General features: G+C 70.1%; 26 protein-coding genes. 9 read left to right on the top strand and 17 right to left on the bottom strand.

What is annotated here, in order from left to right; all coding sequences use genetic code 11:
* Positions 1 to 51: 51 nt before the first annotated feature.
* Positions 52 to 708 (bottom strand): TetR/AcrR family transcriptional regulator, encoded by a 657-nt coding sequence (locus tag AOJ26_RS06010; RefSeq protein WP_256979485.1) that lies wholly within the window; start codon positions 706 to 708, stop codon positions 52 to 54.
* A gap of 171 nt (positions 709 to 879) precedes the next feature.
* Between AOJ26_RS06010 and AOJ26_RS43345 the strand changes: the two genes are divergently transcribed.
* Together AOJ26_RS43345 and AOJ26_RS06005 are read left to right on the top strand one after the other, a co-directional pair.
* On the top strand, positions 880 to 1,101 hold the full coding sequence (locus AOJ26_RS43345; RefSeq protein ID WP_143663553.1) for a hypothetical protein: 222 nt from the start codon (positions 880 to 882) through the stop codon (positions 1,099 to 1,101).
* A 188-nt stretch (positions 1,102 to 1,289) separates the two neighbouring features.
* Complete coding sequence (locus AOJ26_RS06005; protein WP_053847117.1) at positions 1,290 to 3,176, top strand: RICIN domain-containing protein; 1,887 nt, start codon at positions 1,290 to 1,292, stop codon at positions 3,174 to 3,176.
* Between the two features lie 385 nt (positions 3,177 to 3,561).
* Here AOJ26_RS06005 and AOJ26_RS06000 read toward each other — a convergent pair whose 3' ends face one another.
* Complete coding sequence (locus AOJ26_RS06000; RefSeq protein WP_053847116.1) at positions 3,562 to 4,353, bottom strand: MBL fold metallo-hydrolase; 792 nt, start codon at positions 4,351 to 4,353, stop codon at positions 3,562 to 3,564.
* 78 nt (positions 4,354 to 4,431) lie between these two features.
* Between AOJ26_RS06000 and AOJ26_RS05995 the strand changes: the two genes are divergently transcribed.
* Positions 4,432 to 5,061: a CGNR zinc finger domain-containing protein gene (locus tag AOJ26_RS05995; RefSeq protein ID WP_053847115.1), complete on the top strand. Its 630-nt coding sequence runs from the start codon at positions 4,432 to 4,434 to the stop codon at positions 5,059 to 5,061.
* 163 nt (positions 5,062 to 5,224) lie between these two features.
* Positions 5,225 to 6,400 (top strand): PP2C family protein-serine/threonine phosphatase, encoded by a 1,176-nt coding sequence (locus tag AOJ26_RS05990; RefSeq protein ID WP_053847228.1) that lies wholly within the window; start codon positions 5,225 to 5,227, stop codon positions 6,398 to 6,400.
* A 98-nt stretch (positions 6,401 to 6,498) separates the two neighbouring features.
* Here AOJ26_RS05990 and AOJ26_RS05985 read toward each other — a convergent pair whose 3' ends face one another.
* Positions 6,499 to 6,969: a winged helix-turn-helix transcriptional regulator gene (locus AOJ26_RS05985; protein ID WP_053847114.1), complete on the bottom strand. Its 471-nt coding sequence runs from the start codon at positions 6,967 to 6,969 to the stop codon at positions 6,499 to 6,501.
* A 204-nt stretch (positions 6,970 to 7,173) separates the two neighbouring features.
* Here AOJ26_RS05985 and AOJ26_RS05980 point away from each other — a divergent pair, with 204 nt between their 5' ends.
* Both AOJ26_RS05980 and AOJ26_RS05975 read left to right on the top strand, forming a co-directional pair.
* Positions 7,174 to 7,812 carry an HD domain-containing protein gene (locus tag AOJ26_RS05980; RefSeq protein ID WP_053847113.1) on the top strand — a complete coding sequence of 213 codons (639 nt, stop codon included), beginning with the start codon at positions 7,174 to 7,176 and terminating at the stop codon, positions 7,810 to 7,812.
* An 81-nt stretch (positions 7,813 to 7,893) separates the two neighbouring features.
* The gene (locus tag AOJ26_RS05975) at positions 7,894 to 8,898 is read left to right on the top strand and encodes a GlxA family transcriptional regulator (RefSeq protein WP_053847112.1); all 1,005 of its coding nucleotides are present in this window, start codon (positions 7,894 to 7,896) and stop codon (positions 8,896 to 8,898) included.
* An 11-nt stretch (positions 8,899 to 8,909) separates the two neighbouring features.
* On the opposite strand, the gene AOJ26_RS45035 is transcribed toward AOJ26_RS05975, so the two are convergent.
* The 7 genes from AOJ26_RS45035 to AOJ26_RS05940 form a co-directional block, all read right to left on the bottom strand.
* Positions 8,910 to 9,407, bottom strand: a complete 498-nt coding sequence (locus AOJ26_RS45035) for an SMI1/KNR4 family protein (RefSeq protein WP_324613968.1) — start codon at positions 9,405 to 9,407, stop codon at positions 8,910 to 8,912.
* A gap of 69 nt (positions 9,408 to 9,476) precedes the next feature.
* Entirely contained in the window at positions 9,477 to 10,103 is a 627-nt protein-coding gene (locus AOJ26_RS05965; RefSeq protein ID WP_053847110.1) for a TetR/AcrR family transcriptional regulator, read from the bottom strand.
* 77 nt (positions 10,104 to 10,180) lie between these two features.
* Positions 10,181 to 10,510, bottom strand: coding sequence for a nuclear transport factor 2 family protein (locus AOJ26_RS05960; RefSeq protein ID WP_053847109.1), 330 nt, complete (start codon positions 10,508 to 10,510; stop codon positions 10,181 to 10,183).
* 107 nt (positions 10,511 to 10,617) lie between these two features.
* The gene (locus tag AOJ26_RS05955; protein WP_053847108.1) at positions 10,618 to 11,517 is read right to left on the bottom strand and encodes an SDR family oxidoreductase; all 900 of its coding nucleotides are present in this window, start codon (positions 11,515 to 11,517) and stop codon (positions 10,618 to 10,620) included.
* 56 nt (positions 11,518 to 11,573) lie between these two features.
* Complete coding sequence (locus AOJ26_RS05950) at positions 11,574 to 12,329, bottom strand: SDR family oxidoreductase (protein ID WP_053847107.1); 756 nt, start codon at positions 12,327 to 12,329, stop codon at positions 11,574 to 11,576.
* 266 nt (positions 12,330 to 12,595) lie between these two features.
* Entirely contained in the window at positions 12,596 to 13,441 is an 846-nt protein-coding gene (locus AOJ26_RS05945; RefSeq protein ID WP_053847106.1) for a helix-turn-helix domain-containing protein, read from the bottom strand.
* Positions 13,438 to 14,427 carry an aldo/keto reductase gene (locus AOJ26_RS05940; RefSeq protein WP_373413171.1) on the bottom strand — a complete coding sequence of 330 codons (990 nt, stop codon included), beginning with the start codon at positions 14,425 to 14,427 and terminating at the stop codon, positions 13,438 to 13,440. The genes AOJ26_RS05945 and AOJ26_RS05940 overlap by 4 nt, the downstream gene beginning before the upstream one ends.
* A gap of 289 nt (positions 14,428 to 14,716) precedes the next feature.
* Here AOJ26_RS05940 and AOJ26_RS05935 point away from each other — a divergent pair, with 289 nt between their 5' ends.
* Positions 14,717 to 15,988, top strand: coding sequence for an MFS transporter (locus AOJ26_RS05935; RefSeq protein ID WP_143663554.1), 1,272 nt, complete (start codon positions 14,717 to 14,719; stop codon positions 15,986 to 15,988).
* A gap of 193 nt (positions 15,989 to 16,181) precedes the next feature.
* Here the strand turns inward: AOJ26_RS05935 and AOJ26_RS05930 are convergent, their stop codons facing one another.
* Positions 16,182 to 16,556, bottom strand: a complete 375-nt coding sequence (locus AOJ26_RS05930; protein ID WP_179200281.1) for a hypothetical protein — start codon at positions 16,554 to 16,556, stop codon at positions 16,182 to 16,184.
* A complete protein-coding gene (ctaD, locus tag AOJ26_RS05925; RefSeq protein ID WP_078959762.1) occupies positions 16,553 to 18,271 on the bottom strand; it encodes a cytochrome c oxidase subunit I in 1,719 nt (572 codons plus the stop codon). Before ctaD ends, AOJ26_RS05930 begins: the two co-directional genes overlap by 4 nt.
* A gap of 357 nt (positions 18,272 to 18,628) precedes the next feature.
* Between ctaD and AOJ26_RS05920 the strand changes: the two genes are divergently transcribed.
* A complete protein-coding gene (locus AOJ26_RS05920) occupies positions 18,629 to 19,024 on the top strand; it encodes a GNAT family N-acetyltransferase (RefSeq protein WP_053847102.1) in 396 nt (131 codons plus the stop codon).
* A 105-nt stretch (positions 19,025 to 19,129) separates the two neighbouring features.
* Positions 19,130 to 20,023 carry an aminoglycoside phosphotransferase family protein gene (locus tag AOJ26_RS05915; protein ID WP_053847101.1) on the top strand — a complete coding sequence of 298 codons (894 nt, stop codon included), beginning with the start codon at positions 19,130 to 19,132 and terminating at the stop codon, positions 20,021 to 20,023.
* Between the two features lie 48 nt (positions 20,024 to 20,071).
* Here the strand turns inward: AOJ26_RS05915 and AOJ26_RS05910 are convergent, their stop codons facing one another.
* From AOJ26_RS05910 to AOJ26_RS05890, 5 genes are all read right to left on the bottom strand, one after another.
* Positions 20,072 to 20,701: a LysE family translocator gene (locus AOJ26_RS05910; RefSeq protein ID WP_053847100.1), complete on the bottom strand. Its 630-nt coding sequence runs from the start codon at positions 20,699 to 20,701 to the stop codon at positions 20,072 to 20,074.
* Between the two features lie 116 nt (positions 20,702 to 20,817).
* Positions 20,818 to 21,930: a DNA alkylation repair protein gene (locus tag AOJ26_RS05905; RefSeq protein ID WP_053847099.1), complete on the bottom strand. Its 1,113-nt coding sequence runs from the start codon at positions 21,928 to 21,930 to the stop codon at positions 20,818 to 20,820.
* A 182-nt stretch (positions 21,931 to 22,112) separates the two neighbouring features.
* Positions 22,113 to 23,120, bottom strand: coding sequence for a helix-turn-helix transcriptional regulator (locus AOJ26_RS05900; protein ID WP_053847098.1), 1,008 nt, complete (start codon positions 23,118 to 23,120; stop codon positions 22,113 to 22,115).
* 80 nt (positions 23,121 to 23,200) lie between these two features.
* Positions 23,201 to 24,736 carry an ATP-binding cassette domain-containing protein gene (locus AOJ26_RS45030; RefSeq protein WP_053847097.1) on the bottom strand — a complete coding sequence of 512 codons (1,536 nt, stop codon included), beginning with the start codon at positions 24,734 to 24,736 and terminating at the stop codon, positions 23,201 to 23,203.
* Positions 24,733 to 25,527, bottom strand: a complete 795-nt coding sequence (locus AOJ26_RS05890) for an ABC transporter permease (RefSeq protein WP_234358473.1) — start codon at positions 25,525 to 25,527, stop codon at positions 24,733 to 24,735. The genes AOJ26_RS45030 and AOJ26_RS05890 overlap by 4 nt, the downstream gene beginning before the upstream one ends.
* Between the last annotated feature and the right edge of the window lie 30 nt (positions 25,528 to 25,557).

Here is a 25,557-nt window from a genome sequence, read left to right as displayed (position 1 = left end):
GAAGGGGCACTGGGCGGCGGAGGTCAACAGGGGGGTGGTTCTGCCTGTGGCTCAGGTGACGGGAAAGCGGTCGGGAGCGAGCGCGGCGAGGAGGGACTCGATGACCAGTTCCGTGGACGCTGCCATGTCGACGGCGTCCGGGGCGAGAAGCCACTGCGTCTGGAGCCCGTCCATGACGGCGATGACGGCGTTGGCAGCATGCCGTACGCGGGCCTCGTCCGCCTCGCCGAGCCCGCACGCCTCGGTCATGGCCTCGGAAACGAAGGCTCGCAACCCGGCGTACCGGTCTCGGAAGTAGCCCTGGGCCGGGTGGTCATCGGTGACGGACTCGGCCGAGAGTACGGCGTAGAGCTTGACGATGCCCTCGCGCTCGGCGTTGCGGTACGCGGTGTCGACGAGGTGCCGGAGAAACCTCAGCCCCGTCGGCCTCTGGGCGCCCAGTTGCTCGATGTCCGTCTCGTCGCGCAGTTCGAGGACGCTGGTGAGCAACAGCGACTTGGAGCGGAAGTAGTGCAGGACGCCTGCCTGGGTCAGCCCGACGCGGTCGGCGATCTCGGCCAGGGAGGCGTTGTTGTAGCCCCGTGCGGCGAACGTGTCCATCGCAATGCGGAGGATGTCCTGCTGCCGGCGTTGGGCTTCGGCACTGCGAGGGACGCGAGGCCCGCTCCGAGCGCCACGTCCTGCTCCGCTTACTGACTGGTCACTCACTCACCCCAGCCTACGCCGACCTTGCCAGCCCGCGGATGATCTTTTGACCTTCCCGCAGCGTTGTGACGCAGACCACTTACTAAGTACTTAGTAAGTATGTTTTCATGACGCCGTCATTCCGCTGGAAGCCTCGGCCGACTCGTTAGGACCCGCATGCCATCCCCTGTCGCCATGAGCGATCGCGCCGGGCGGGGAACCACCCGGCGAGCCGCCGGTGGCCTGCATCGACGGCACCCCGGACGCGCCGCGTACGACCCGCTTCCCGTCGTCGCGCCGGACGTCACTGGCGCCACCGTGGACGCCCCGGCGGACCTCACCGGGCCAGACGGCTCGCCCCTCCCCCGGCACCGGGCCCGCCGGTACGAACGGCCTGTCCCGCACGACCGCGAGTGACGTCCGTTTCCCGCACGGGCCGCGGCGGCGCCCCTGCCCTGATCACCCTCCCGGCCGGCAGCACCGTTCCGGTTCGGCCTCCCGAGTGCACCACCCTTCGAGCCCCGATCGGCTCGCATCCTCCCCGCACGCCACGGCGAGCCGGTCGGCACCCCCCACCTGTCACCGACCCGAAGGAGACCCGCACCGTGTCACACCGCAGCAGCACCAGTCCGACACGGACCGGGGCCGGCGCCCTGGCCCTGGCTCTCGCCGTCACCGGCCTCGGCTTCCTGGGCGGCGAAACCGCGCACGCCGCCGACCCCGTCGCCCAGGTGTGGATCACCACGCCCGACGGCTCCCGCAAGCTCAGCGCCGACGGCAGCCTGGCCTTCAACAGTTCTCCGCAGGGCATCGACCTGCGCATCGACGCGAACCAGAGGGGACAGCGGTACACCGGGGCCGGTGCCTCGGTCACCGGCGCCTCGGCGCACCTCATACAAGGACTCCCGCAGGACCGGCGCAGTGAGCTCATGCGCTCGCTGTTCTCCACCTCAGGAGACGGTATCGGCCTGACCTACCTGCGCCAGCCGCTCGGCAGCAGCGACTTCGACGCGACGAACGCCCCGCACTCCTACGAGGACACGCGCGGACAGTTCTCCATCGACCGGGACAGACAGGAGATCATCCCGGTCGTCAAGCAGGCCCTCGGGGTGAACCCGTCCATCCGCCTGATGGGCACGCCCTGGTCGCCACCGGCGTGGATGAAGACGAACAACTCGCTCAACGGCGGCAGCCTCAGGCCCGAGAACTACGGCGACTTCGCCGACTACCTGGTCAAGACGATCAAGGCGTACGGTCAAGAGGGCATCACCCTCACCGACCTGACGGTGCAGAACGAGCCGGAGAACCCCACGAGCTATCCCTCGATGTCGATGACCTCGGCACAGCAGGCCGACTTCATCAAGGTGCTCGATCCCAAGCTGACGGCGGCCGGCCTGCCGACCAACATCCTGGCCTTCGACCACAACTGGGATCACCCGAACTACCCGCTCGACGTCTTCTCCCGGACGTCCGGGATCAACCGCGTGATCGGTGCCGCCTTCCACTGCTACGGCGGGAGCCCTTCCGCTCAGCAGCAGGTGGTCAACGCGGGCAGGCGGGTGTTCTTCACCGAGTGCTCCGGCACCGACAGCAGCAACCCGGCCAACACCTTCGGCGACAGCCTGCGCTGGCAGGCCGAGAACCTCGTCGTGCAGAACATGCGCAACGGCGGCGAGACAGTGGTGACGTGGAACCTCGCGCTCGACCAGAACGGCGGGCCGCACCAGGGGCTCTGCGGCACCCGGTGCAACGGCGTCGTGGAGATCGCGGGCGGCAACGTCAACCGGGGCGCGGAGTACTACTCGCTCGGCCACATCAGCAAGTTCGTCAAGGTCGGCGCGACCCGGATCGGCTCCACCAGCCAGGGCGGGGGCGGTGTGCAGGACGTCGCCTTCCAGAACCCTGACGGTTCCCGGGTCGCGTACGTCGTGAACACCTCCGGCGGCGCCCAACGCTTCTCCCTCACCGACAACGGCCGATCCCTCGCCTACACCTTGCCGGCCGGTGCCGTGGCCACCTTCGTGTGGAACCCGGGTGACGGTGGCTCCACCGGACCGATCGACTCCGGCACCTGGTACCGAGTGGCGAACGTGGGCAGCGGCGCCTGTCTGGACGCCGCCGACTGGGGCACCGCCAACGGCACCGCCCTTCAGCAGTGGGCCTGCGGCGACGGGGCCAACCAGAAGTGGCAGTTCCGGTCGACCGGTGACGGTTACTACCAGGTCGTCAACCAGCACAACAACAAGTCCTGGGACGTCGACGGCGGCACCGGCGCGACGGCCGACGGCACCAAGGTCCACCTGTGGGACTACGTGGGCGGCACCAACCAGCAGTGGCGCCCCGAGTCCCTCGCATCAGGTGGATACCGCTTCGTGGCCCGGCACAGCGGAAAGTGTCTGGCCGTCGACGGCGGCTCGACCGCCAACGGGGCGAAGCTGTCCCAGCAGTCCTGCTCGGGCGCGACGGCCCAGTCGTTCAGCCTGACCGGCTGACCTGCGCACCTGAAACGCCCACCTGCCCGACAGCGGGGTTCGGCCACCGGCCGGCCCCGCTCGCCCACCGCTACGGTCCCTGTCCGGAAATCATCGTGGCCCGAAGTCATCTGCGGGTCGGCAGCAGACGCCGCCGACCGTGATCACAAGTGCGGCACCCGGTGCAACGGCGTCGTGGAGATCGCGGGCGGCAACGTCAACCGGGGCACCTGTTGACTCTGGAGGTACACGTGGGCGTGGCCGAGATCGCGGAGTCCGTGATCGCCGCCTCGCCGAACAACCCGGACTGGCCTCTGGTGGACCGCATCTGGATAGCTGCCGGGACACCGCAGCGCTGAGCCCTCACCCGCATCTCGGCCGGTCGACGGCCTTGCGGGGCCGACGCTCAGTCTCGCCGGCCCCAGTCCAGGCGGTCGGCCAGACCGGCGGCGGTGAAGGCGGCGACCAACTCGTCGCGGCCCTCCGTGAAGTGGGCCCAACTGTCGTAGTGGACGGGGACCACGCGGCGGGCGCCGAGGAGTTGGGCCGCCTCGGCTGCCTGGGCGCTGCTCAGGACGATCAACTGGTTGTCGAAGAGTTCGGGGAAGCGGGGGGCGCCGGCGAAGAGGAGAGCGGTGTCGAGGGGAGCGAAGCGCTCGGCGATCTCCTTGACCACGTCGAGGGAGGCGTTGTCGCCGCTGACGTAGACGGTCGGCAGGCCCTCTCCGGTCAGGACGAAGCCGACGACCTGACCGGTGACGCGCTCGACCTCCTCACGCGGGCCCGGGCCGTGTACGGCGGGGACACCGGTCACGGTGATCGTGCCGCCGTCGGGGCGGTTCAGCTCGACGGATTCCCAGTCGGCCAGGCCCTTGGCCCCGCCCTTGAGGCGTTGTTCGCCGCCGGGGGTGGTGAGGGTGAGCTCGACGTCGGCAAGCAGGGCCCGGCCGGACTTGTCCAGGTTGTCGGGATGCTCGTCGTGCGACAGCAGGACCACGTCTATAGAGCCGAGATCGGCGGGGGTCCCGCTGGAGGGGGCGGTCTTGGTGAGGAACCGCCCGTCGGGACGGGCGTAGTCACCCGGGGCGTCGAAGGTCGGGTCGGTGAGGAAGCGCAGGCCGCCGTATTCGAAGAGGGCGGTCGGGCCGCCGAAGACCCGGACCGGAAACGGATCTGCGCCTGCGGGAAGAGAAGACATGACACACCTCACGGATGAGATTCCTTTTAACCGTGAGAAGAACGTAGTTGCTTCTCACGGATACACGCAAGGTTTAACATGAGAAACGTGAAGGAGCCCCTGACCGACCAGTTCGACCTGCCGCCTGCTCAGGGCGAGGAGGAGCACCTCTCCCTCGCCCTCGCCAACAGCGCAATCGCGCTGACGGGTGGGCACACGGTCGATCTTCTGGGCACACCCGCGCAGGCCAACCACTGGCTGACAGCACGCGGTCTCGCCCCGGTCGACGCCGGCATGCGGGAGATGTGCGCGACACAACTGCGCTCGCTGCGGGAGCAGATCAGGTCACTGTTCGCCGCCCGTGCCGAAGGGCTGGCTGCCCTCCCCGCCGCGGTCAGGGCCGTCAACGACGCGATGACGCGCGTCCCCACCGCCCCCTTGTTGCAGTGGGACGACAAGACCGGCCCCTACCGCTCCACCCCGCACCCCACCACAGCGATCGTCGACCACGCCCTGGCCACCCTCGCCGCTGACGCCGCCGACCTGCTCACAGGCCCCGACGCGGACCGCCTCACCGCCTGCGGCTCCGCCCCCTGCAACCGCTACCTGCTCCGCCACGGCCGCCGCCAGTGGTGCTCCACCCGCTGCGGCGACCGCGCACGCGCCGCCCGCGCCTACGCCCGCCGCAACGCCTCCCCCGACGCTGCACCCGGCGACCACCAGCACTGAATCGGAAACGCTCCGGCCGCCGGCAGAGCGCCACTCCTGGTTCCGACGCCTCACGTCACCCCGGGGACAGCCGTCCGAGTGCGCCCGCGCAACCCCGGTGTGAGACTGCTGAACCATGGGCGCCAGACGGCAAGCGACCTGAGGGAGGCGCGACGAGGTGACGATGCCCGATGCCGGTGACGACCAGTTGCTCCAGTTCCTGGCCGACCCGGCCAACCGGACCGTCGACCTCACCACCGCCATGGCCCGCTGCACCAAGGCCCTCGGGCTGCATCACTCGGTGGCCTACCTCGCCGACATCCAGCAACGTCATCTGGTCCCGCTCACCGACGTGACCGCGACGCTACCCATCGACGCCTCCCTGGCCGGCTGGACGTACCGCACCCAGTCCCTGCGCGTCGAGTCCGCCGAGTCCGGCGCGATGGTGGCCTGGTTCCCCTTGCTGGACGGCGCCGAACGGCTGGGGGTCCTGGCCGTCCACTGCCCCTCCCTCACCGCCGCCTCCCTGCACCGCGGCAAGGCCCTGGCCGCCCTCGTGGCGATGATGGTCACCTCCCGGCGCACCTTCAAGGACTCGTACGTCCAGCGCACCCGCACCAGACGCATGCAACTGCCCTCCGAGATGCTGCGCGCCTTCCTGCCACCCCGGACGATCGGCAACACGCGGGTGGTCTCCACGGCCGTCCTCGAACCCGCCTACGAGATCGGTGGCGACGCCTTCGACCACGCCCTCACCGAGACGACCCTGCACGCCACCGTCCTCGACGCCATGGGACACGACCTCGCCTCCGGCCTGACCAGTGCCCTCTCCCTTGCGGCCTGCCGCAACGCCCGCCGGATCGGAGCCGAACTGCCCGAACTGGCCCAGACCGTGGACGAGGCCCTGGCCCAATGGCTGCCCAACCAGTTCTGCACCGGCATCCTCGCCCAACTGGATCTCGGCACCGGCGTGCTGCGGTGGTGCAACTGCGGCCACCCCGCACCCCTGCTCATCCGGGACCAACGGCTGATCGAGGGCGCCCTGGAAAGGGACGCCGACCCTCCGCTGGGGCTGCCGTCCCTGCTGAGCGACCGCGGCCGCACGATCCACGAGGTGACACTGCGACCGGGCGACCGGGTACTGCTGTACACCGACGGAGTCACCGAGGCCCGCACCCATGACGGGGAGCTGTTCGGGCTCCAGCGGTTCGTCGACTACGTCATCCGCGCGACCGCCGCGGGGGAACTGGCCCCGGAGAGCCTGCGGCGGCTGATCCACTCGATCCTGGACGTCGAGACCAGCAGGCTGCGGGACGACGCGACCATCATGATGGTGGAGTGGCAGCCACGCACACAGTGAGGCCCGAACGGACGCGGCCGCTGCGGCCCGACAGCCGCGGGCCTTCCCGACTGGACCTGGCCGGCCATGCGGGCAAGAGCACCCGCACAGCTGAGCCCTCAGGACACCCCGAGTCGGGCGTCTTCGGTTCGACGCGCCACAAGCTTCCCCGGCTCGAGCCGTTCCCCGCTCTGGGTGATGAAGGCGAGTTCCGCCACGGTTCCGTCGTCGAGGGCCGTGAAGCGGGGCGAGGTGCCGTCGTTCAGGGGTCGGTGTGCTCGACCCCAGTCCGCCAGAGCAGCGATGACGACGTTCAGAGCCCGGCCCTCCTCGGTGAGGACGTACTCGTACCTGCTCCGCTCACCCGGCTCCCGGTAGACGCGGCGCTCGAAGATCCCCTTCTCCACCAGGGGCTCCAGCCGGTTGGACAGAATGTTGGGAGCGATCCCCAGGGCGTCACGGAACTCCTGGAACCGCGTCGCCCCGGCCACCAGCGCCTCACGGATGATCAGTATGGTCCACGCGTCACCCAGGACTTCGAGTGTGCGGGCGATGGAGCACGTCGAGTCCTTCCCGAGCTTCTTGGGCATGCCAGCCAGCTTACCGGATGGGTTGCACTTCACTACTCAGAGCTTTTCAGGGGCGCCCCGGCCTGGCCTCCACACACAGCACTCATGTCCGTATCTGTGGGCTGCCCGTCCGTTCGGACACTTTCCGGAACGGAACGCATGGGCGACGGTGGAGATGAGCCGGAAGAACCACTTGTCCTTCGATCAATGCCATGAGGAGACGCGATGACCGAGACGATCGCCGGGATCACCGTCCCGGACACCCGCCTGGTCCGTGAGGCCACCGAGCTGGTGCGCCGGTCGGCCGACGACACCCTGTTCCACCACTCCCGCCGGGTGTTCCTGTGGGGGATGCTCAAGACCGCGGCCCGCGGACACGAGGTGGACCCCGAGCTCGCCTACGTCGGCGGCCTGTTCCATGATCTCGGGCTGACGGCCGACCACCGCACGAAGGACCGCCGCTTCGAGCTCGACGGCGCCGAGGCCGCGTACGGCTTCCTGCGCGACCACGGCCGCAGCGAGGAGGAGGCCCGCAACGTCTGGCTGGCGATCGCCCTGCACACCACGCCGGAGGTCCCCCTCCACCTCGCGCCGGAGGTCGCCGTCGTGACGCTCGGCGTGGAGACCGACGTTCTCGGCCTGGAGCTCGAGCAGATCACCCCGGAGCAGCGCGCGGAGGTGGTCGCCGCCCACCCGCGACCGGATTTCAAGAACCGCATCCTCCGGGCCTTCTACGACGGCATGGCCGACCGGCCCGACACCACGTTCGGCACCATGAACGACGATGTCCTCGCGCACTTCGACCCCGGTTTCGAGCGCAAGGACTTCGTCACCGTCATCCGGACCAACGCCTGGCCCGAATGAGATGACCGCCGACCGGCTCGGCGCTGTCGCGAGTGCGGGCGTCGAGGCATGCCCCGTCCATGGAAAGGAGCCGGCAACCGCATGACCGTCCATCGCGTCGCCTTCCTCGTGTTCGACGGCGTGAAGATGCTCGACGTCTCCGGCCCCGCGGAGGTGCTCGCCGAGGCGAACACACTCGGCGCCCAGTACTCGCTGCGGTACGCCTCGCCCTCCGGTGACCCGGTACGCACATCGATCGGTACGCACCTGCCCGTGGACTCGGCCGCGGCGGACCTCGATGTCGACACACTCGTCGTCCCGGGTGGCGATCTGCTCGCCACCGAGCCCGTCCCGTCAGATCTGACCGAGGCCGTCCGGAAGGCGCACGCCCGCACCCCCAGGCTCGTCTCCATCTGCACCGGCTCGTTCGTTCTCGCCGCCGCGGGCCTGCTGTCGGGCCGCCGTGCGACCACGCACTGGCGCCACGCCCGCCTGCTCGCGCGTGCCCACCCCGACGTCCACGTCGATCCCGACGCTCTCTTCGTCGAGGACGGCGGCATCTTCACCTCGGCGGGCGTCACCGCCGGCATCGACCTCGCGCTCTCCCTCGTCGAACGCGACCACGGCGCGGATCTGGCCCGTGAGGTCGCCCGCGGCCTGGTCATGTTCATGCAGCGCCCCGGCGGGCAGTCCCAGTTCTCCGCGTCGCTGAAGGGCAGGGTGCCGCGCACTCCCGCGCTGCGCGGGGCCACCGACCTCGTCTCGGCGCAGCCCGCGTTGGAGCACACCGCGGAGTCGCTGGCGGCCCTCGTCGGTGTCAGCACACGGCATCTCAGCCGGCTTTTCCACACCGAACTCGGCACCACACCCGCCAAGTACGTCGAACAGGTACGGCTCGACCACGCGAAGGCCCTGCTCGACGCCGGCCACAGCGTCGCCGAGAGCGCCCGCGCGGCCGGCTTCGGCAGCGCGGAAACCCTCCGACGGACCTTCGTGACCAGGCTCGGCGTCTCCCCCGCTCACTACCGGGCCCGGTTCGCGACGACACGCTCCGCTCGACCCGGCCCCCGGTCGAAGGGGCGGCCGGAGCACGAGGACCGGGTCTGAGAACGCGGCACTCAGGCCGTCGCCAGCCATGCCAGGTACCAGTCCCGGAAGTCCGGCCCCGGTGTCAGGCCACCCCAGTCAGGATCGTCGAGCCAGACCTGGCCGGCCTTCCTCCCGGTGACGATCAGCCGGTGGAACGTGCCGCAACCGCACTCCCCGATGACCAGACTCCCCGCGACCGAGTAGTTGGCATCATGGCCCTTGCCCGGCCCCGGCCACCCGGTGGTGTGCGCAAACGGCGTGGCCAGGAATCCCGCGCTGCGGCCCTCTTCTCGAAGGTCGTGCAGGGCCTCTTCGTCGTCCACTTCCTCCGTCAGGCCCAGGAGGCCGTGGTCCGGTCCCGCTCCTCCGTCGGCGACATCCTTGAGGAAGCCGCGGTAGGACGCGGGGAGCCGGACACCGTGTTGCTGCTCGAACAGCCGGATCGTCTCCTCCTCCAGAGGAGGCCGAAGGCGATATCCATGGTGTGCGGACCCGAAACGCTGACGGCCAGGGTCTCCTTGAGCCATGGCGGCGACACGGGCACGGACCGCAACGCCGTCCCAGAGCCCGTGGCGGTCGGCCTTGTCACTCACCCGTCAGGTCGTCCGCGGTGACGGGGCGATTCCGTCGAGCACGTTGGAGACCAGCGCGACCACGAAGTCCTCCGTCACGGGCTCGTCCGGGATGAGCAACCGGTGGTACACGGCGCCCCAGAGTTGGTCGACGAGAACCTGGACGTCGACATCGGCCCGGATCTGGCCCTGCTCCCTGGCCCGCAGCAGGCGCTCCCCGGCCAGCCGCCGTCGCTCGGAGGAGTAGAGGGAGCGGAAGGCGGTGGCCAGGTCCTCGTCGGTCTGGGACTGGCCGATCAGTTCGGTGACCACCCGGCCCGCCGGCGTGCGGGTCATGATGCGGGCGAACGCGCGCAACTGGCTCGTGAGGTCGGCGCGGATGTCACCGGTGTCCTCGAAGGCGAGGGTTTCCTCGACGGCGTGGAAGTAGCCGTCCAGGGCGAGGGCTCCCTTGGAGGGCCACCACTTGTACAGCGTCGTCTTGCTGACACCGGACAGGCGGGCCACCCGTTCGAAGGTCAGGTCGGAAATGCCCTGCTCCAGGAGAATCTCCCCGACCACCCGGAAGACGTCCGCGCGGACCTCGTCGGCCGGTCGGCGCCCGCGTCCCCGCGCCGGGCGCTCCTCGGTGCCCTCGGCCTGCTTCGTCACGTTCTCTCTCCCTCGCCCGTTCCGGGATCGGCCCAGTCTAGGAAACCGTACGGTCTCGGCGTGGTCCGGCCGCTCGCTCACCCGATGCGCAGGTCCGCGATCAGGCCGTCGCGCAGGCGGAAGACCATCGGGCCGGTGCCGTTGTAGCCGTTGCCGCTCACTCGCAGGTTCACGACGTAGGTGTCCGGATCGTCGCCCGGCTCCAGGCCGAGCAGCTCGAACCGGCTCTGGACGCCGATGTTGTCAGTGCGGTCCCAGTCCCGGATGCCGTCGTGGCCGTGGAACTCACGGCCCCAGTCGTTCAGACGCGCGTCGGCGGTGAACGCGGCGACGAAGGCCTCGGAGTCGGCGCTGTTGGTCGCGTCGATGAACGTGCGGATCGCGGAGGGCAGTGCTGTGCTGGACATGGCTTCTCTCTCTGCATTGGTCCGGGTCTGTGGGGGGTGGCCGGCCGCGCTACCGCGCTGACCCGAGGACGGCGCGGCCGGATGGACATCATGGTCCTCGTCGCGCCTCAGGACTGCGATTCCTTGACGTGGAGGAGCTCGCCGAAGCCGAGACGGGTGACGAACTGCTCCTGGGCCCGGCGCAGGACCTCGTTGACCTCCTCCACCCCGGCCTGGCTGAAGTCGACCACAGTGCGGAAGGGTCGGGTGCCGGCCGGGAGGGCGAGAACGCGGACGATCTCCTCGGCCACGGCACGCGGGTGGGCGTCCGCCCCGGGCGGGAACAGTCCCTCCGTGGCCTCCTCGTTGCGGGCCACCATCGCGTCCAGGGCGGCATAGGCGCGGGTGCGCTCCGCGTCACCGGCCCGGCTGGCGTTGGGGAAGTGCTCCGTTCCCTGGGTGAAGGGCCCCGGCATCACGATGGTGGTCTCGATACCGAACTGGCCGACCTCGTACGCGGTCACCTGGGCCAGCGCGTCGGCGGCGAACTTCGACGCCACGTAGGGACCGAGGAAGGGCGGCACCACCACGGAGGTGGTGCTGCCGACGTACAGGAGGGTGCCGGAGCGGCGGGCGCGCATGTGCGGCAGGGCCGCCCGGTTGACGCGCTGGATGCCGACCGCGTTGATGTCCAGCAGCCGCTGGATGTCCTCGGGCGTGAACGCCTCGACGTAGCCGACGTAGAGGTGTCCGGCGTTGTGGACCACCGTGTCGAGCCGGCCCGCCTCGTCGAGGACGGTCGCGACGGCCGCCTCGGCCGAGGCGTCGGACTGCACGTCGAGCTCGACGACGCGGATGTCCTGACCCTCGCGGCGGCCGAGTTCCAGAAGCTCCTCCGCGTGGCCGGCGTTGCGGCCCCGGGGGTCGCGCATGCTGGCGTAGACGGTGTGGCCGGCGGCGGCGAGCGCCCGGGCGGTGAGGTTGCCGATGCCCGTGGCGGCACCGGTGATCAGAACGACGGATGACATGGGTCTCTTCCTTCGGATGGTTGCCGGGAGGTGGTGGAGGGGTGGCTGCGCGGCCGTCAGGCGAGACCGCCGTTGGTGTAGAGGACCTGGCCGTTGACCCAGCGGGCGGGGCCGGCCAGGAAGGCGACCGACTCGGCGACGTCCTCGGGCTCGCCCAGCCGCTCCAGCGGCGTGGCCTTGGCGAAGTTGGCGACGGTGGCCTCGTCCTTGCCCTCGAGGAAGAGGGGGGTGGCGATCGGACCGGGCGCGACCGTGTTGACGGTGATGTCCTTGCCGCGCAGTTCGCGGGCCAGGATCAGCGTGATGCCCTGCACGGCGGCCTTGCTGGCGACGTAGGCGCCGTACGTGGGCAGTTGGGTGCGGGTGACCGACGTGGAGACGTTGATGATCGCACCGCCCCGCCGGACCCGGCGAGCGGCCTGCTGGGAGACGACGAAGGTGCCGCGGATGTTCGTGCGGTGCATCCGGTCGAGGTCGTCCAGGTCCATCGTGGCGATCGGTGCGAGGACCATGATCCCGGCGCCGTTGACCACGACGTCGATGCCGCCGAACGCGGTCTCCACGGCGTCGAACGCGGCTTCCATCTCCCGCTCGTCGGCCACGTCCCCGCCGACGGCGATGGCCTGGCCACCGGACGCCTTGATCTTCTCGACGACGGCTTCCGCCTTGCCCTTGTTGCCTGCGTAGTGCACCGCGACGGCGAATCCGTCCTCGGCGAGCCGCTCGACGACGGCCTTGCCGATGCCACCGGAACCGCCGGTGACGAGCGCGACACGGGGGGCGGTGTTCGGGGTGCTGGGGGTGGTGGTCATGGGTCTCTCTCCTCCGCTCGAAATGAACGCTGAGTTCATATAAGCAGAATATGAACGCCGCGTCCACATCTTTGGGTGAGAAGTACTTCACGGGGCAGGGGCAGGCATCGGTCCGACAGGTTGCGGCGAATGCTCAGTCAGGGCTGCTACGTCAACGACCTCCGCGCCCGCCGGACCGGCACCGGCGCAGACGACAACGCGCTCCTGCCCGGCATCGGCCCCCCAGCGGGCCGCTGCGGCGCGCGCGGCGGCCGGCGTCCGCGCCGTCACGCCTCGAAGGTCTGCTCTCCGAGCACCTGCAGGAACTCGAAGTGCTCGGCGGTGCCCGACCCGGGTTGCGGCCGGAAGATCACCATGCGATGACCCGTCGCAGAGCCGAGGACGACGTCGCACTGGACGTCGAGCAGCCCCGCATGCGGATGCACCAGCCGCTTCCGCGTGGAACTCAGCGGTTTGACGGCCATCTCGCCCCAGTAGCGGGCGAACTCGTCGCTGGCCTGGAGGAGGTCGGCGATGAGGCTGTCCGCAGCGGCGTCCCTGCCGAGCCGCGCGACCGCGCTCCGCAGGTCCGCCACATAGTCGCGGCCGATCTGCTCGTGCTCCTCGGCGACGTTCAGCGCCCGCGAGGCAGGGTCGGTGAACCAGCGCCACGTCACGTTGCCGGCTCGCGCGTCCCCCACCGCCCACGAGCCGAACAGCGCCTGGCTGAGCCGGTTCTGGGCGAGCATCGTGGAGAGGCCGTCCATGACCTGGGCCGGCACCGTCGTCAGGGCGTCGAGCAGGAACATCATGGCCGGGTCGACGTACCGGCCGGCTCCCCCGCCACGCGGAGGGGCGTGACCGGCGAGCCGGTAGAGGTGGTCGCGCTCGTCCACCGACAGACGCAGCGCCCCTGCCAGACTCGCCAGCATCGCCTGCGAGGGGTGGGCGTTGCGGGACTGCTCCAGTCGCTCGTAGTAGTCGACCGAGATGTTCGCCAGCAGCGCCACCTCGGAGCGTCGCAGCCCGGGGGTCCGGCGGCGGCCGCCCGCGACCAGCCCGACATCGGCCGGCCGCAGTGCCTCACGCCGGGCCCGCAGGAAGTCACCGAGGTCGTTGTGGTTGCCGTTCATTCCTGGATGGCCTTCATTCCCTCCGGGAAGTACCGCTCACCGGCCACCTCCTCGGACCCGATCATCTCGCTGAGGTCGCTCAGCGTCCCCGCGTCCAGTGTGAGCGCCGCGGCGGCCACGTTCTCCTCCAGATAGCTGCGCCGCTTGGTGCCGGGGATGGCGGTGACGCCCTGAGCCAGCACCCAGGCCAGAGCCAGCTGCCCCGGGGTGATGTCGTGCTTCTCGGCGATCGCGCGCACCCGGTCGGCCAAGGCGAGGTTGTGCGCGAAGTTCTCGCCACTGAAGCGAGGTGCGGTGCGCCGCCAGTCGTTCTGCGGCAGCTCGTCGAGCGAGCGCAGCCGTCCCGTGAGGAACCCGCGGCCCAGTGGGGCGTACGCCACGAAGCCGATGCCGAGCTCGCGCACCGCGTCGAGCACCCCGTTGCCCTCCACCGTTCTGGTGAACAGCGAGTACTCGGTCTGCACGGCCGACAGCGGCGCGGCGGCGTGGGCGGCGCGGATGGTCTCGACGGACGCCTCGCTGACACCGAGGTAGCGCACCTTGCCCTCGGCGACCAACTCGCCCAGCGCGCCGAAGGTCTCGGCCACCGGCACGTTCGGGTCGACACGGTGCTGGTAGTACAGGTCGATGCGGTCCGTGCCCAGCCTGCGCAGTGAACCCTCCACCGCGCGCCGCACATAACTCGGCCGTCCGTTCGGGCCACCGACCACCTTGCCGGACTCGTCCAGGGTCAGCCCGCCGAACTTCGTCGCCAGCAGCACCCGGTCCCGGTACGGCGCGACCGCCCGCCCGAGCAGTTCCTCTCCGGTGAACGGGCCGTACATGTCCGCCGTGTCGAAGAGGGTCACCCCGAGTTCGATCGCCCGGTGGATCGTCTCCACCGACCCGGCGTCGTCCCGGGTCCCGTACATGGCGGTCATTCCCATGGTCCCCAGGCCCTCGACCGACGCTGTCAGTCCCTGGCTTCCGATCGCGTGTGTCCTGATGCTCATACGTGTCTCCCGTTCGGACGGTCACCGCCGTTCGGCGACCGCCCTGCCAGCGTGCGCCACCGCGAGGCCGCTTCCAGCGTCCGGCTCAGCCCCGTCCTGAGAGGACGATGCTGGGGTGGTGACGGGCATCGAGCAGGCGTCGGCAGTGCGCCACGCCTCGGTCAGGACAGATCCGTCACGGGCATGGACCTTAAGTTGCGAAATACAATCTAGCTGGCTAGGTTGCTTAGTGATATTCAGCCCCTTACGGCGATCCAAGACCCCGTCACACACAGGAGGCCCCGTGCCGCTCCTAGGAACACGCGCAAGCTTCTGGACCGCCGGCGCGGTGGTGGCACTCGCGCTGTGGACCAGCGCCTGCCCGACCATGACCTATCCGCTCTACCAGGCCGAGTGGGGTGTCTCGACGACCGCCATCACCTGGATCTTCGCCGCGTATCCGATCACTCTGATCCCGGTCCTGATCATTTTCGGTGACCTCTCCGACCACATCGGCAGACGTGCGTCCATCCTGGTCGGGCTCGCCGCGGAGTTGACCGGTGCCTTGCTCTTCGCGGTCGCCGGTGACGTCGTATGGCTGCTGATCGGCCGTGTCTTCATGGGTATCGGCGTCGGTCTGTCCATCAGCCCCGCGAGTGTGGCCATGGTCGAGTTCAGCGCACCCGGCAAGGAGAAGCGCGCCGGCGCCCTCAGTACGGCGATATCGGCTCTCGGCATCGGGCTGGCGATGCTGGTGGGCGGCGCCCTGACCGAGTACGGACCCTTCCCCCTGCACCTCGATTTCTTCGTCCTTGCCGTCTCGATCGCGGCCGTGGCGTGCCTGGTCCTGTGCATGCCGCGCCACACGGCGGACGAGACCAAGGAGCCGTGGCGCATCCGGCCGATCGTCATCCCCCGTGGCAGCCGCGTCGTCTTCGTGGCTGGCGCGATCGCCTTCGCGTCGTCGTTCCTGCTCGGGGCGATCGTGCTGCCGCTCGGCGCCAAGATCGCCCACCAGCTCGCCGGTTCGAGCAACGCCCTGGTCACAGGCGCCCTCCTGTCGGTCTTCGCGGCGTGCATCACGGTCTTCGCCCTCGTGGCCCGGCGCATGTCGGTCTGGCACCTCGTTGTCCTCGGGGCGGCAGGGTCGCTCGCGGCGGTATGGCTGTTCGTCCTCACCGGCGTGGAGCACTCGCTGGCGCTCTTCTTCCTCGCCTCGGCTGTGGCCGGCGCCGCCTACGCCTTCGACTTCGCCGGCGGACTGACGGTCTTCAACCGGTACGCGGCTCCGCATCACCGGGCCGGCATGGTCTCTGGCGGATACCTCATCGGCTACGCCGCGCAAGGCGTCGGGGCCCCCGCCCTGGGCGCCGTAGTGACCGCGCACGGGCTGATGCCGGGACTGCTGACCGGGGCCACCGCATTCGGCGCCTTCTTCGTCGTCGTACTCATCGGGGGCCTGACCGTGCTCGCTCCCCTGCACCGGCACGCCAACCAGGGGACCGTGAATGGGGCGGCGTCGGCGTCGGTCCCGGAAGCCGTACCCGCCGCGGATATGGAGGTCGGCGGCCCATGAGGGCAGCGGGGAACGGGCGGTACCGATCGTGACTGTGGCGTACTGACCCAGACGCGATCGCCGATTGATGTCCTGACCTCCGGACTCCCGACCTTCTGGAAGTCGCATGAGGTCGGGCGGGCGTCAGGTCGGCCTAGTCCGACAGTGCGGGGCATGCCGTACGCCGGCAGCGTGCCTGGGCACGGCCCGCCCGTCAGCGTGCCAGCACGCCCACCGCCGCACCCACACCGGCGGCGCAGGCCATCACTGCTGACGCGCAGGCGGCATGCCGCTTGAGCAGTGCGCGGCGTAGTTCCTGGTAACGGTTCTCGTACTCCTGGCACAGCTGGTCGGCGCGCTGGACGGTGGCGCGCAGCATGTGACGGGTGAGCAGCATGCGCCGCTCGCAGTAGTGGTGGGCCAGGTCCTCGGCCTGGGCGGTGGTCAGCCAGGGCATTTTCGCGCACAACTCCCCTGCCTCACGGCGGGCGTTGTCGTAGTGACTGCGCAACAGGAGGTAGCCCTCGGCCTCGGCGGCGAGAACGGAGGCCTGGTCCGCATGTGAGCGTCGAACCCGTCCCCTGATCATGGCCGGTCGCCCTTGTGCCCTTCGGCCTCCAGCACGTCACGCTTGCCGGTGGACTCCGCCTGGTCGAACTGGGCGATGTCCGGGTGGTGCAGGTCGAAGGCCGGGGACTCGGAGCGCACCCGGGGCAGCGTGACGAAGTTGTGGCGAGGCGGCGGGCAGGAGGTGGCCCACTCCAGTGAGCGACCGTAGCCCCAGGGGTCGTCGACCTTGACGCGTTCGCCGTACTTGGCGGTCTTCCAGACGTTGTAGAGGAACGGCAGCGTGGACAGGCCGAGGAGGAAGGCGCCGATGGAGGAGACCGTGTTCAGGGCGGTGAAGCCGTCGGCGGCCAGGTAGTCGGCGTAGCGGCGGGGCATGCCCTCGGCACCCAGCCAGTGCTGGACGAGGAAGGTGGTGTGGAAGCCGAGGAACAGTGTCCAGAAGTGGATCTTCTCCAGGCGGTGGTCGAGCATCGTGCCGGTCATCTTCGGCCACCAGAAGCTGAATCCGCCGAACATCGCGAACACGATCGTGCCGAAGAGGACGTAGTGGAAGTGCGCGACGACGAAGTAGGTGTCGGTGACGTGCCAGTCCAGGGGCGGTGAGCCGAGGATGACGCCGGTCAGGCCGCCGAAGAGGAAGGTGACCAGGAAGCCGGCCGCCCACAGCATGGGTGGTTCGAAGGACAGCGAGCCCTTCCACATGGTGCCGATCCAGTTGAAGAACTTCACCCCCGTCGGCACGGCGATCAGATAGGTCATGAAGGAGAAGAACGGCAGCAGCACAGCCCCGGTGGCGAACATGTGATGCGCCCACACCGTCACGGACAGACCGGCGATGGCGATGGTCGCGCCGACCAGGCCCATGTAACCGAAGATCGGCTTGCGGGAGAACACCGGGATGATCTCGGTGATCACGCCGAAGAAGGGCAGGGCGAGGATGTAGACCTCGGGGTGGCCGAAGAACCAGAACAGGTGCTGCCATAGAAGTGCCCCACCGTACTGGGCGTCGAAGACGTGCGCCCCGAACTTCCGGTCCGCCTCCAGCGCGAACAGCGCCGCGGCCAGTACGGGGAAGGCGAAAAGGACCAGCACCGAGGTGAGCAGCACGTTCCAGGTGAAGATCGGCATGCGGAACATGGTCATCCCGGGGCCGCGCATGCAGATGATGGTGGTGATGAAGTTGACCGCGCCCAGGATCGTGCCGAACCCGGCCAGTGCCAGGCCCATGATCCACAGGTCGGCGCCGACGTAACCGCTGCGGATGGGCCCGCTGAGCGGGGTGTAGGCGGTCCATCCGTAGTCGGCGGCGCCCTGTGGGGTGAGGAAGCTGCCCATGACGATCAGCCCGCCGAGCAGGAAAAACCAGTAGGACAACATGTTCAGCCGCGGGAAGGCTACGTCGGGAGAACCGATCTGCAGCGGCATGATCGCGTTGGCGAACCCGGCGAAGGTCGGGGTGGCGAACAGCAGCAGCATGATCGTGCCGTGCATGGTGAACGCCTGGTTGTACTGCTCGCTGGAGAGGAACTGGAGCCCGGGCCGGGCCAGTTCCGCCCTGATCGCCATCGCCAGCACCCCGCCGACCAGGAAGAAGCAGAACGAGGTGATCAGGTACAGGTGACCGATCTTCTTGTGGTCGGTCGTCGTCAGCCAGGACACGATCACCTGTCCCCTGCCACGGCGCCCCTCGGCCGCAGGAGTGGGAGAGATCGGTTCAGTCGTATGAGTCGCCATCACAATCCCTCGATCGAGGCCAAGGCGGATCCGGCCGGCAGACGGGCACCGCCGCGGCTGGGTGCCCCGCCCCGGGCAACGTAGTCCTGCATCGCCGAAGCCATTCCTGCATGGAGCCTTCCTTACGCCACATGAACCGCGCGGCCACTCCTTCGGACTAGGCCCTGCCCACAAGCGCCCAGCGGGTCCCCGTATGACACGGAACGTGCCTGGGCCGTCCTTCCGGCAGAAGACGGATCATGCATCCGCGCTCATCGGGTCCGTTCCGGATGCGGCGCTCCCGGCCTGCCGCACCGGCTCTGTGAGGGTCGGGCGGAATTGAGTTGTCGGACGTGACCTGATCCCTACGATCAAGGCGTGACGATCAAGTACGAATGGCGGGGCGACTTCGACAACACGGCCCTCAACGCGCTGCATGCTGAGGGCTTCGGCCATCCAGTCCCTCAGACTGACTGGCGGAAACGAGTTGAGCGCCACAGCCTCGGCTGGGTCTGCGCGTGGGAAGACGGCTCGCTGATCGGTTTCGTCAACGTGGCCTGGGACGGCGGAGTTCACGCGTTCATCCTGGACACGGTGGTGGCCCAGCAGCGACAGCGGAGCGGTGTCGGCGGAGCGCTGGTCGCAGCCGCGGCTCAGGGAGCCCGTGCCGCGAAGTGCCATTGGCTCCACGTCGACTTCGAGGAGCACCTGCGTTCGTTCTACTTCGACGCCTGCGGCTTCGAGGAGACAACAGCCGGACTGATCGCCCTCTGATTGATCGTCCCCATCCCGCCGACGAGCGGCGACCGGCGGGGACCGGCGACCCGCCCGTCGACCTGCACGAGAGCCGCTCCGCGTGCCCCGGTACGGTGACTTCGTATGACCGCCTCCGAGATCGTGATCACCGCAGACCTGGTCCGTGACCTGTTGCAGGAGCAGCATCCCGACCTTGCGGGGCTGGCCATCCACGAGGTGGCGGGCGGCTGGGGCAACCAAATGTGGCGCCTTGGGGACGAGTTGGCCGTGCGTATGCAGCGCATGGACCCCACCCCGGAACTCCAGCTCAAGGAACGGCGGTGGCTGCCGGTGCTGGCGCCGCGCCTGCCCCTTCCGGTGCCGACCCCGGTGCGGTTCGGCGAACCGTCCGCCCGCTTTCCCAAGCACTGGACCGTGATGACGTGGGTTCCCGGTGAGCCGCTGGACCACTGCTCGATCAGCCGCGGATCCCACGCGGCCGACACACTTGCGGGCTTTCTCCGGGCGCTCCATGGGAGGGCGCCCGCCGATGCGCCGGTCAGCTCGGACTTCGGCGCTCACCCCAAGAAGTGCACGGATGGCTTCGACCACTTCTTCCATGCCGTCGTTCCCGACCGTCTCGCCGACGATGTCCGGGCCGTCTGGGAAGACGCTGTCACGGCGCCGGAGTGGGAGGGTCCGCCGCTCTGGGTGCACGGCGACCTTCATCCCGCGAACGTCGTCGTCTCGGACGGAACGCTCTCGGGCATCGTCGACTTCGGTGCCATGTTCGCCGGTGATCCGGCGTGGGACCTCGCCGCCGCATGGGTGCTGCTGCCCGCGGGAACCGCTGTACGGTTCTTCGACACGTACGGGAAGGCAGACGAGGCGGCGATCCGGCGCGCCCGTGGACTGGCCGCCATGAAGAGCCTCTTCCTGATGCTCATGGGGCAGAACGGCGACCGAGGCCTTCCCGGCGGCAAGCCGCACTGGGGGCCCGTAGGCCGGGCGGCACTCGATCGTGTTCTGCGGGACTGAAGCGGCGCTCTGGAGCATGTCGAGGAGGTGGTCTGTGCTTGCGCGCGCTCAGTCTGTGGCGGCGATCCCCACACCGACCCCGATGAGCAGGCTCCCGCTGACCCGGTCCCAGATCCGGCGCTTCGCGATGTCGGTCAGGAGCGGCCGCAGCCGCGCGGCGAACGTGACCAGGGCGAACCAGTAGGCCAGTCCCACCGCGATGTCGACCGCACCGAGCAAGAAGATCTGGCCCGTGGCGGATCCATCGGTCCCCGTCACGAACTGCGGCAGGACACTGAGGAAGAAGAGCGCGGCCTTCGGGTTGAGCACATTGGTGAGGAAACCCTCCATAAAGCTGGAGCGGAAGGTTCCCGGGTGCTCGCGGCCGGGAGTGCGGTGCGGCCGGGCCGGGGCCGCGCCGGAGCGGGCGGCGAGCAGCGCGCGGACCCCGAGGAACACCAGGTAGGCGGCGCCCGCCAGTTTGATGACGGTGAACGCGTACGCCGACCGGGCCGCGATCACCGACAGGCCGAGCGCCGCGGCGCACATGTGGACGCAGAGCCCGCTCTGCGCGCCCCAGGCCGCCGCGCGGCCGAGGGCCGTGTTCCGGGCTCCCGCCCGGACGATCACCAGGAAGTCCGGCCCGGGTACGAGGTAGGCCAGCATCAGCACACCGAGGAAGCCGAGCAGGTTCGTCATCGCAGGCGAACTCCTTCGTCTCGCACACGTCCGGACGACCGGGGTACCCCGAAGCGGCCCACACAAAGTACCGCCATCATCTTCGTTGCCCGGCGGTGCAGAGAGCGGACTGTGCGTCAGGGGGTGTCCGGATCGACCAGTTCGAAGTCGGCGCGGGCCGATGCGACTCCGTTGACCTGCAGGGAGATCGCGTGCGTTCCGGAGTGGTAGCGGCGGGTCGTGATCGGGCGGAAGGAGTGCTCCCGGGTCACCTGGATCCGCTCGCCCGGTGCGAGGGTGCGGGTGGTGAGTTTGAAGGTCTTGCCGGTCTGGCCGCCGTTGGCCTTGCGGTGGTGCACCACGTAGTCGATCGCCAGGCGTACCTGGGTGTCGCCGGTGTTGCGGATCGAGGCGGTGAACCGGACGCTGCCGCCGAACGGAACGGTGCCGCGGTCCAGGTGGGGTCCGTCGACCTCGACTGCCGCGGGCGTGAAGCCGAGCAGGTCCAGAGCGCCGGGGTGGCCGCGTTTGACGAGGGTGCGCAACCCGTGGCGTACGAGGCGTTCGGTGGCCGTGTCGGGCTCGGCCAGCCAGCCGCGGGCGGTGTCGACGACGAGGTCGGGGTGGTCCCGGCTGAGGTCGTTGAGATGGTTGGCGACCGAGCGGCGCACGTAGTCGCTCTCGTCCCGGTGGAGGGCGTCGAGGACCGGCACGGTCACTCCGGGGCGGGCCAGGATGTCCGGCACTCGTACCGCCCAGGGGAGGTAGGGACGGGTGCCTTCGGAGGCGAGCCTGCGCACATGCACGTCGGGCGAGGCGGTCCAGTCGCTGATGATGCCGAGGGCGCGGTCGAGGTCGTGCCGCAGCAGGGTCCTGATGGCGAACTCCGAGCTGAGGCGCCCGGTGAGGTCGGCGAGCAGCGCCATCGCATCGTCGAAGGCGGTGTGGCTGTTCTCCTGGACCGCGCGGGTGGCGAGGGCACTGGTGACCGGCCAGATCAGCCATCCGGTGAAATCCGGGGCGCTGTCCCGGGCGGAGCGCACGATCCGGGCCAGCGCGGCGAAGTCGCCGGGCAGGTCCGCCAGCAGGGCATCACGCAACAGATCGGCGCGTTCCCGGAGGGACATCGGGGCGATCTGCCCTGGCGCTGCGCGCAGTGAGCTGAGGTCGGCGTCCGGAGCGGCGGTCTGGATGGCGCGGATCAGGCTTTCAACGGCGTGGCGGCCGATGAGTTCGTCGGCGGATGGCATGCGGTCTCTTCCATCAGGTGAGGTGGTGCGGCGCGGTGACCGGACTTCCATCGGTGCTGTCGTGGCCGTGTGTCGCTGGAGCAACGTCGGTTGCCGGTGGATGAATCGGGCGGGGTGGGACGCGCCGAGCGGTCATGGAGCTCGTCCTAGAGGCTCACTACTCACCCTATGAGCCGACCCGGTCAGAACCTGTCCTGGTCAGGGGATGGGATGTGGCTGACAGACATCCTCTCCCGGTCCCCCGATGTCAGGGCGTCGAGCTGGGAGCGGAGGCGTGTGCGCAACAGGGTGCGCAGTTCGTCGGGTGCCACCACGGTGAGCGGGAGGGTCAGCGCAAGAAGACGGGCGGCGAGTTCGTCCAGGTGCGTACCGCCGAGGGTGACGCGCGTGGCATCCGGCCCGACGCTCTCGTGGACCCCCGCCCCGGGCGGGACGAGCCGCTGCGCCTCGTCCAGGGGCACCGGCAGCACCACCGTCGCGTAGACCGGGTAGTCACTGGTCAGCATGTCGGCGACCATGCGCGCGGCATCCGGTGGATTCTCGATCCGGACCGGTTGGCCGGTGGGCCGCGCTTCCACCACACGGTCCGCCCGGAAGGTCCGCCACTGCCCGCGCTCGACGTCGAGGGCGACCAGGTACCAGCGGTTCCGGGTCCGCACGAGTCGGTGGGGGTCGGCTGCGCGGCTGGTGCTGCGGCCCTCCCGGTCGCGGTAGACCATCTGCAGGCGGTTGCGGTGGTGGCACGCATCGGCCAGCGCGAGAAGCACTTCCGTCGATACCGGATCACCCGGCCCCTGCGGAGTGTGGACGACAGAGTCGGCGAACGCACTGAGCCGCTCGGCCACCCGGCGCGGCAGCATCCGCTGGAGCTTGAACAGCGCGGACAGCGCCGCCTGGTCGCTGCCCAGCACCCCGCGCAGCGCTGCTTCCCGCAAGGCGACCGCCACCGCCAGGGCTTCCTCGTCGTCCAGGTTCAACGGCGGGACCGTGCTGCCCGGCGCCATGCGGTAACCGCCCCAGGGGCCCGGATCGGACTCGATCCCGTACCCGAGGTCCCGCAGCCGCGCCACGTCCCGCCGCACGGTGCGCTCGTCGACCTCCATCCGCTCGGCAAGCTCACGGTTCGTCCATGACGGCCGCTGGGACAGCAAGGACAACAACCGCAACAGCCGCACCGGGGTACTCGACACACCGGGACTGTAGAGGAAGACCGGGCCACCACCGCCGCGGCCGCGCCCAGCCGTCGAGTGGAGCGATCGCGCAGCTCGAGTCAGCCGCCGAGCAGCGTCCCGGTGGCCAGCGCCGCGGTCACCGGGTGGGACGGTGAGGTGAACAGCTCTGCGGTGGGCCCCGACTCGACGACATGCCCCTCGGACATCACGAGCAGGGTGTCCGTACGGTCGGCGACGAGACGCAGGTCGTGGCTGACCAGGACGAGAGACAGGCCGCGTCGGTCCCGCAGATCCGCCAGCAGGTCCATGACGGCGACGGTGGTGTCCGCGTCGAGGGCTGAGGTGACCTCGTCACAGATCAGCACGTCGGGGTCGGCCGCCAGGGCGCGGGCTACGGCGACGCGCTGGCGTTGTCCGCCGGAGAGTTCGTGGGGGTAGCGGTCGGCGTAGGCGGCGGGCAGGCCGACGTGGTCGAGGAGTTCCAGGACGCGGGCGGGGACCTCGGCCCGCGCGGCCCGGCGGTGCAGCAGGAGCGGTCGGCGCAAGGTGGCCTCGATGGTGCGGCTGGGGTTGAGGGTGCCCAGGGGGTCCTGGGGCACGAGTTGGAGGCGGCGGCGCTGATCGCGGGTACGGCGGTGCGCGGAGGGAGCGAGGCGGGTGCCGTCCAGGCTGACGGTGCCGGCGGTGGCGCGGTGCAGGCCGACGAGGGTGCGCAGCAGGGTCGTCTTGCCGGAACCGGAGGCGCCGACGACGCCGAGGCTGCTTCCTGCGGAGAGGGTGAGGTCGATGCCGTGCAGTACGGGGACGCGGCGGCCGCGGTGGAGGTGGGCGGCGTGCAGGCCGGACGCGATGAGCGTCGAACCGTCGTCAGGTGTGGGTACGGGTTCGCGTGAGGCGGGTGCGGCGTTCGCGGTGGGCTGGAGGCGCGGGCCGGTCAGGTCTACGACGTCGTCGGCGAGCCGGGTGACCAGGTCGGGGTCGTGGCAGGACAGGCCGATGGCTATGCCGTGGCTTTCCGCGAGGTGGTGCAGGAGGTCGGCGATCTCGTCGCGCAGCGCGGGGTCGAGTCCCGCGGTGGGTTCGTCGAGGAGGAGGACGGCGGGGCGGCGGGCCAGGGCGCGGGCGAGCGCGACCCGGCGTTGCTGACCGCCCGACAGGCCGCCGATACGGCGGTCGGGCAGGCCGTCGTCGACAGGCAGGCGGACCTCGGTGAGCTGGGCGCGGATCGCCTCGGGGCTTTTGTCCACGGCGACTTCGGTGAGCAGGCGGCGTACCTTCATGCGCGGGTTGAGGGCGGAGCCGGGGTCCTGGCCGACGTAGGCGAGGCGGTGGCGGCGCAGGGTGCGCAGGGCCGGTGCCGGGAGGGCGAGGGGGTCCTGGCCGAGGACGGTGACGCTGCCCGTGGTGCGCTCGGTGCCCGGGGGCAGGGTGCCTGTCACGGCTCGCAGGAGCGTGGTCTTGCCGCAGCCGGAGGGGCCGACGACGGCGGTGATGCGGCCGGGGGTCAGTTCGAGGTCGGCCCGGTCGAGCAGGAGGCGGCCGTTCGGGGCGGTGACGGTCAGGTCGCGGACCCGGACGGCCTTCTCCCCGTCGGGCGGGTGGTTGTCGGAGTACCAGTCGGGCATGTGGTTCACAGTGCGGGCACCGCCTTCCGGCCGGTCGTGGGGACGAGGGCGGCGGCCGCCAGGTTGACGCTCATGGCGAGCAGGCCGATGGCGACGCTGGGGGCGAGGACGGCCCAGGGGTTGAGGAGGATACCGGCGGAGTTCTCGCGGATCATCAACGCCCAGTCGGCGGCGGGTGGTTGGGGGCCGACCTGGAGGAAGCCGGCGGTGGCGACGAGGTAGACGGCGGCGACGAAGCGCAGCCCGAACAGGGCCAGCAGGGTGGCCCGCAGGTTGGGGAGCACTTCCCGGAGCACGAGGTACCCGAGTCGCTCGCCGCCGACGGCCGCCGCTTCGACGTAGCCGGAGGCCGCAACGGGTGCGGCGGCCCCGGCGACCAGGCGTACGGCGTAGGGCACGCCGAGGACGACGGACGCGGTGACGACAGCGAGGCGTCCGCCGTCGGGCCAGGACAGGGTCACGAGCAGGATGCCGAGCACGGCGGGCAGCAGCATCAGCACGTCGGCGCCGCGTTCGACGATCCGTCCGACGGCCGGGCGCAGCGCACTGACCGCGCCGAGCACGGCGGCCACCGCGGTGACCAGGACGGCGACGAGGAGGGAGGTGGCGACGAGTTCGCGTCCTCCGGCCAGGACGCGGCTGAGGATGTCGCGGCCGAGCTGGTCGCCGCCGAGGGGAGCGTCGCCGCCGGGTTCTGCGTACGGCGCGGTGACCGGGGTGTCGATGGCGTGCGGGGCGAGCCAGGGTCCGGCCAGGGCGACGGCGGTGAAGAGCAGGGCCGGGAGCACCCGGAGGGCGATCCCGAGGCGGGCGGGGCGCGGGGGCCGGGC

The organism is Streptomyces sp. NRRL B-24085 (assembly GCF_001282115.1).
Lineage (GTDB): Bacteria > Actinomycetota > Actinomycetes > Streptomycetales > Streptomycetaceae > Streptomyces.
Note: the sequence above shows the minus strand (reverse complement) of the source record. Positions and strands in the feature narration are given on the sequence as shown.

Bases quoted from the DNA above. Each gene is read 5' to 3' on its own strand.
- AOJ26_RS43345 (WP_143663553.1), top strand. From the start codon at position 880: ATGAGCGATCGCGCCGGGCGGGGAACCACCCGGCGAGCCGCCGGTGGC.
- AOJ26_RS06000 (WP_053847116.1), bottom strand. From the start codon at position 4,353: ATGTCTTCTCTTCCCGCAGGCGCAGATCCGTTTCCGGTCCGGGTCTTC.
- AOJ26_RS05995 (WP_053847115.1), top strand. From the start codon at position 4,432: ATGAGAAACGTGAAGGAGCCCCTGACCGACCAGTTCGACCTGCCGCCT.
- AOJ26_RS05990 (WP_053847228.1), top strand. From the start codon at position 5,225: ATGCCCGATGCCGGTGACGACCAGTTGCTCCAGTTCCTGGCCGACCCG.
- AOJ26_RS05985 (WP_053847114.1), bottom strand. From the start codon at position 6,969: ATGCCCAAGAAGCTCGGGAAGGACTCGACGTGCTCCATCGCCCGCACA.
- AOJ26_RS05980 (WP_053847113.1), top strand. From the start codon at position 7,174: ATGACCGAGACGATCGCCGGGATCACCGTCCCGGACACCCGCCTGGTC.
- AOJ26_RS05975 (WP_053847112.1), top strand. From the start codon at position 7,894: ATGACCGTCCATCGCGTCGCCTTCCTCGTGTTCGACGGCGTGAAGATG.
- AOJ26_RS45035 (WP_324613968.1), bottom strand. From the start codon at position 9,407: ATGGCTCAAGGAGACCCTGGCCGTCAGCGTTTCGGGTCCGCACACCAT.
- AOJ26_RS05960 (WP_053847109.1), bottom strand. From the start codon at position 10,510: ATGTCCAGCACAGCACTGCCCTCCGCGATCCGCACGTTCATCGACGCG.
- AOJ26_RS05955 (WP_053847108.1), bottom strand. From the start codon at position 11,517: ATGTCATCCGTCGTTCTGATCACCGGTGCCGCCACGGGCATCGGCAAC.
- AOJ26_RS05950 (WP_053847107.1), bottom strand. From the start codon at position 12,329: ATGACCACCACCCCCAGCACCCCGAACACCGCCCCCCGTGTCGCGCTC.
- AOJ26_RS05945 (WP_053847106.1), bottom strand. From the start codon at position 13,441: ATGAACGGCAACCACAACGACCTCGGTGACTTCCTGCGGGCCCGGCGT.
- AOJ26_RS05930 (WP_179200281.1), bottom strand. From the start codon at position 16,556: ATGATCAGGGGACGGGTTCGACGCTCACATGCGGACCAGGCCTCCGTT.
- ctaD (WP_078959762.1), bottom strand. From the start codon at position 18,271: ATGGCGACTCATACGACTGAACCGATCTCTCCCACTCCTGCGGCCGAG.
- AOJ26_RS05915 (WP_053847101.1), top strand. From the start codon at position 19,130: ATGACCGCCTCCGAGATCGTGATCACCGCAGACCTGGTCCGTGACCTG.
- AOJ26_RS05910 (WP_053847100.1), bottom strand. From the start codon at position 20,701: ATGACGAACCTGCTCGGCTTCCTCGGTGTGCTGATGCTGGCCTACCTC.
- AOJ26_RS05905 (WP_053847099.1), bottom strand. From the start codon at position 21,930: ATGCCATCCGCCGACGAACTCATCGGCCGCCACGCCGTTGAAAGCCTG.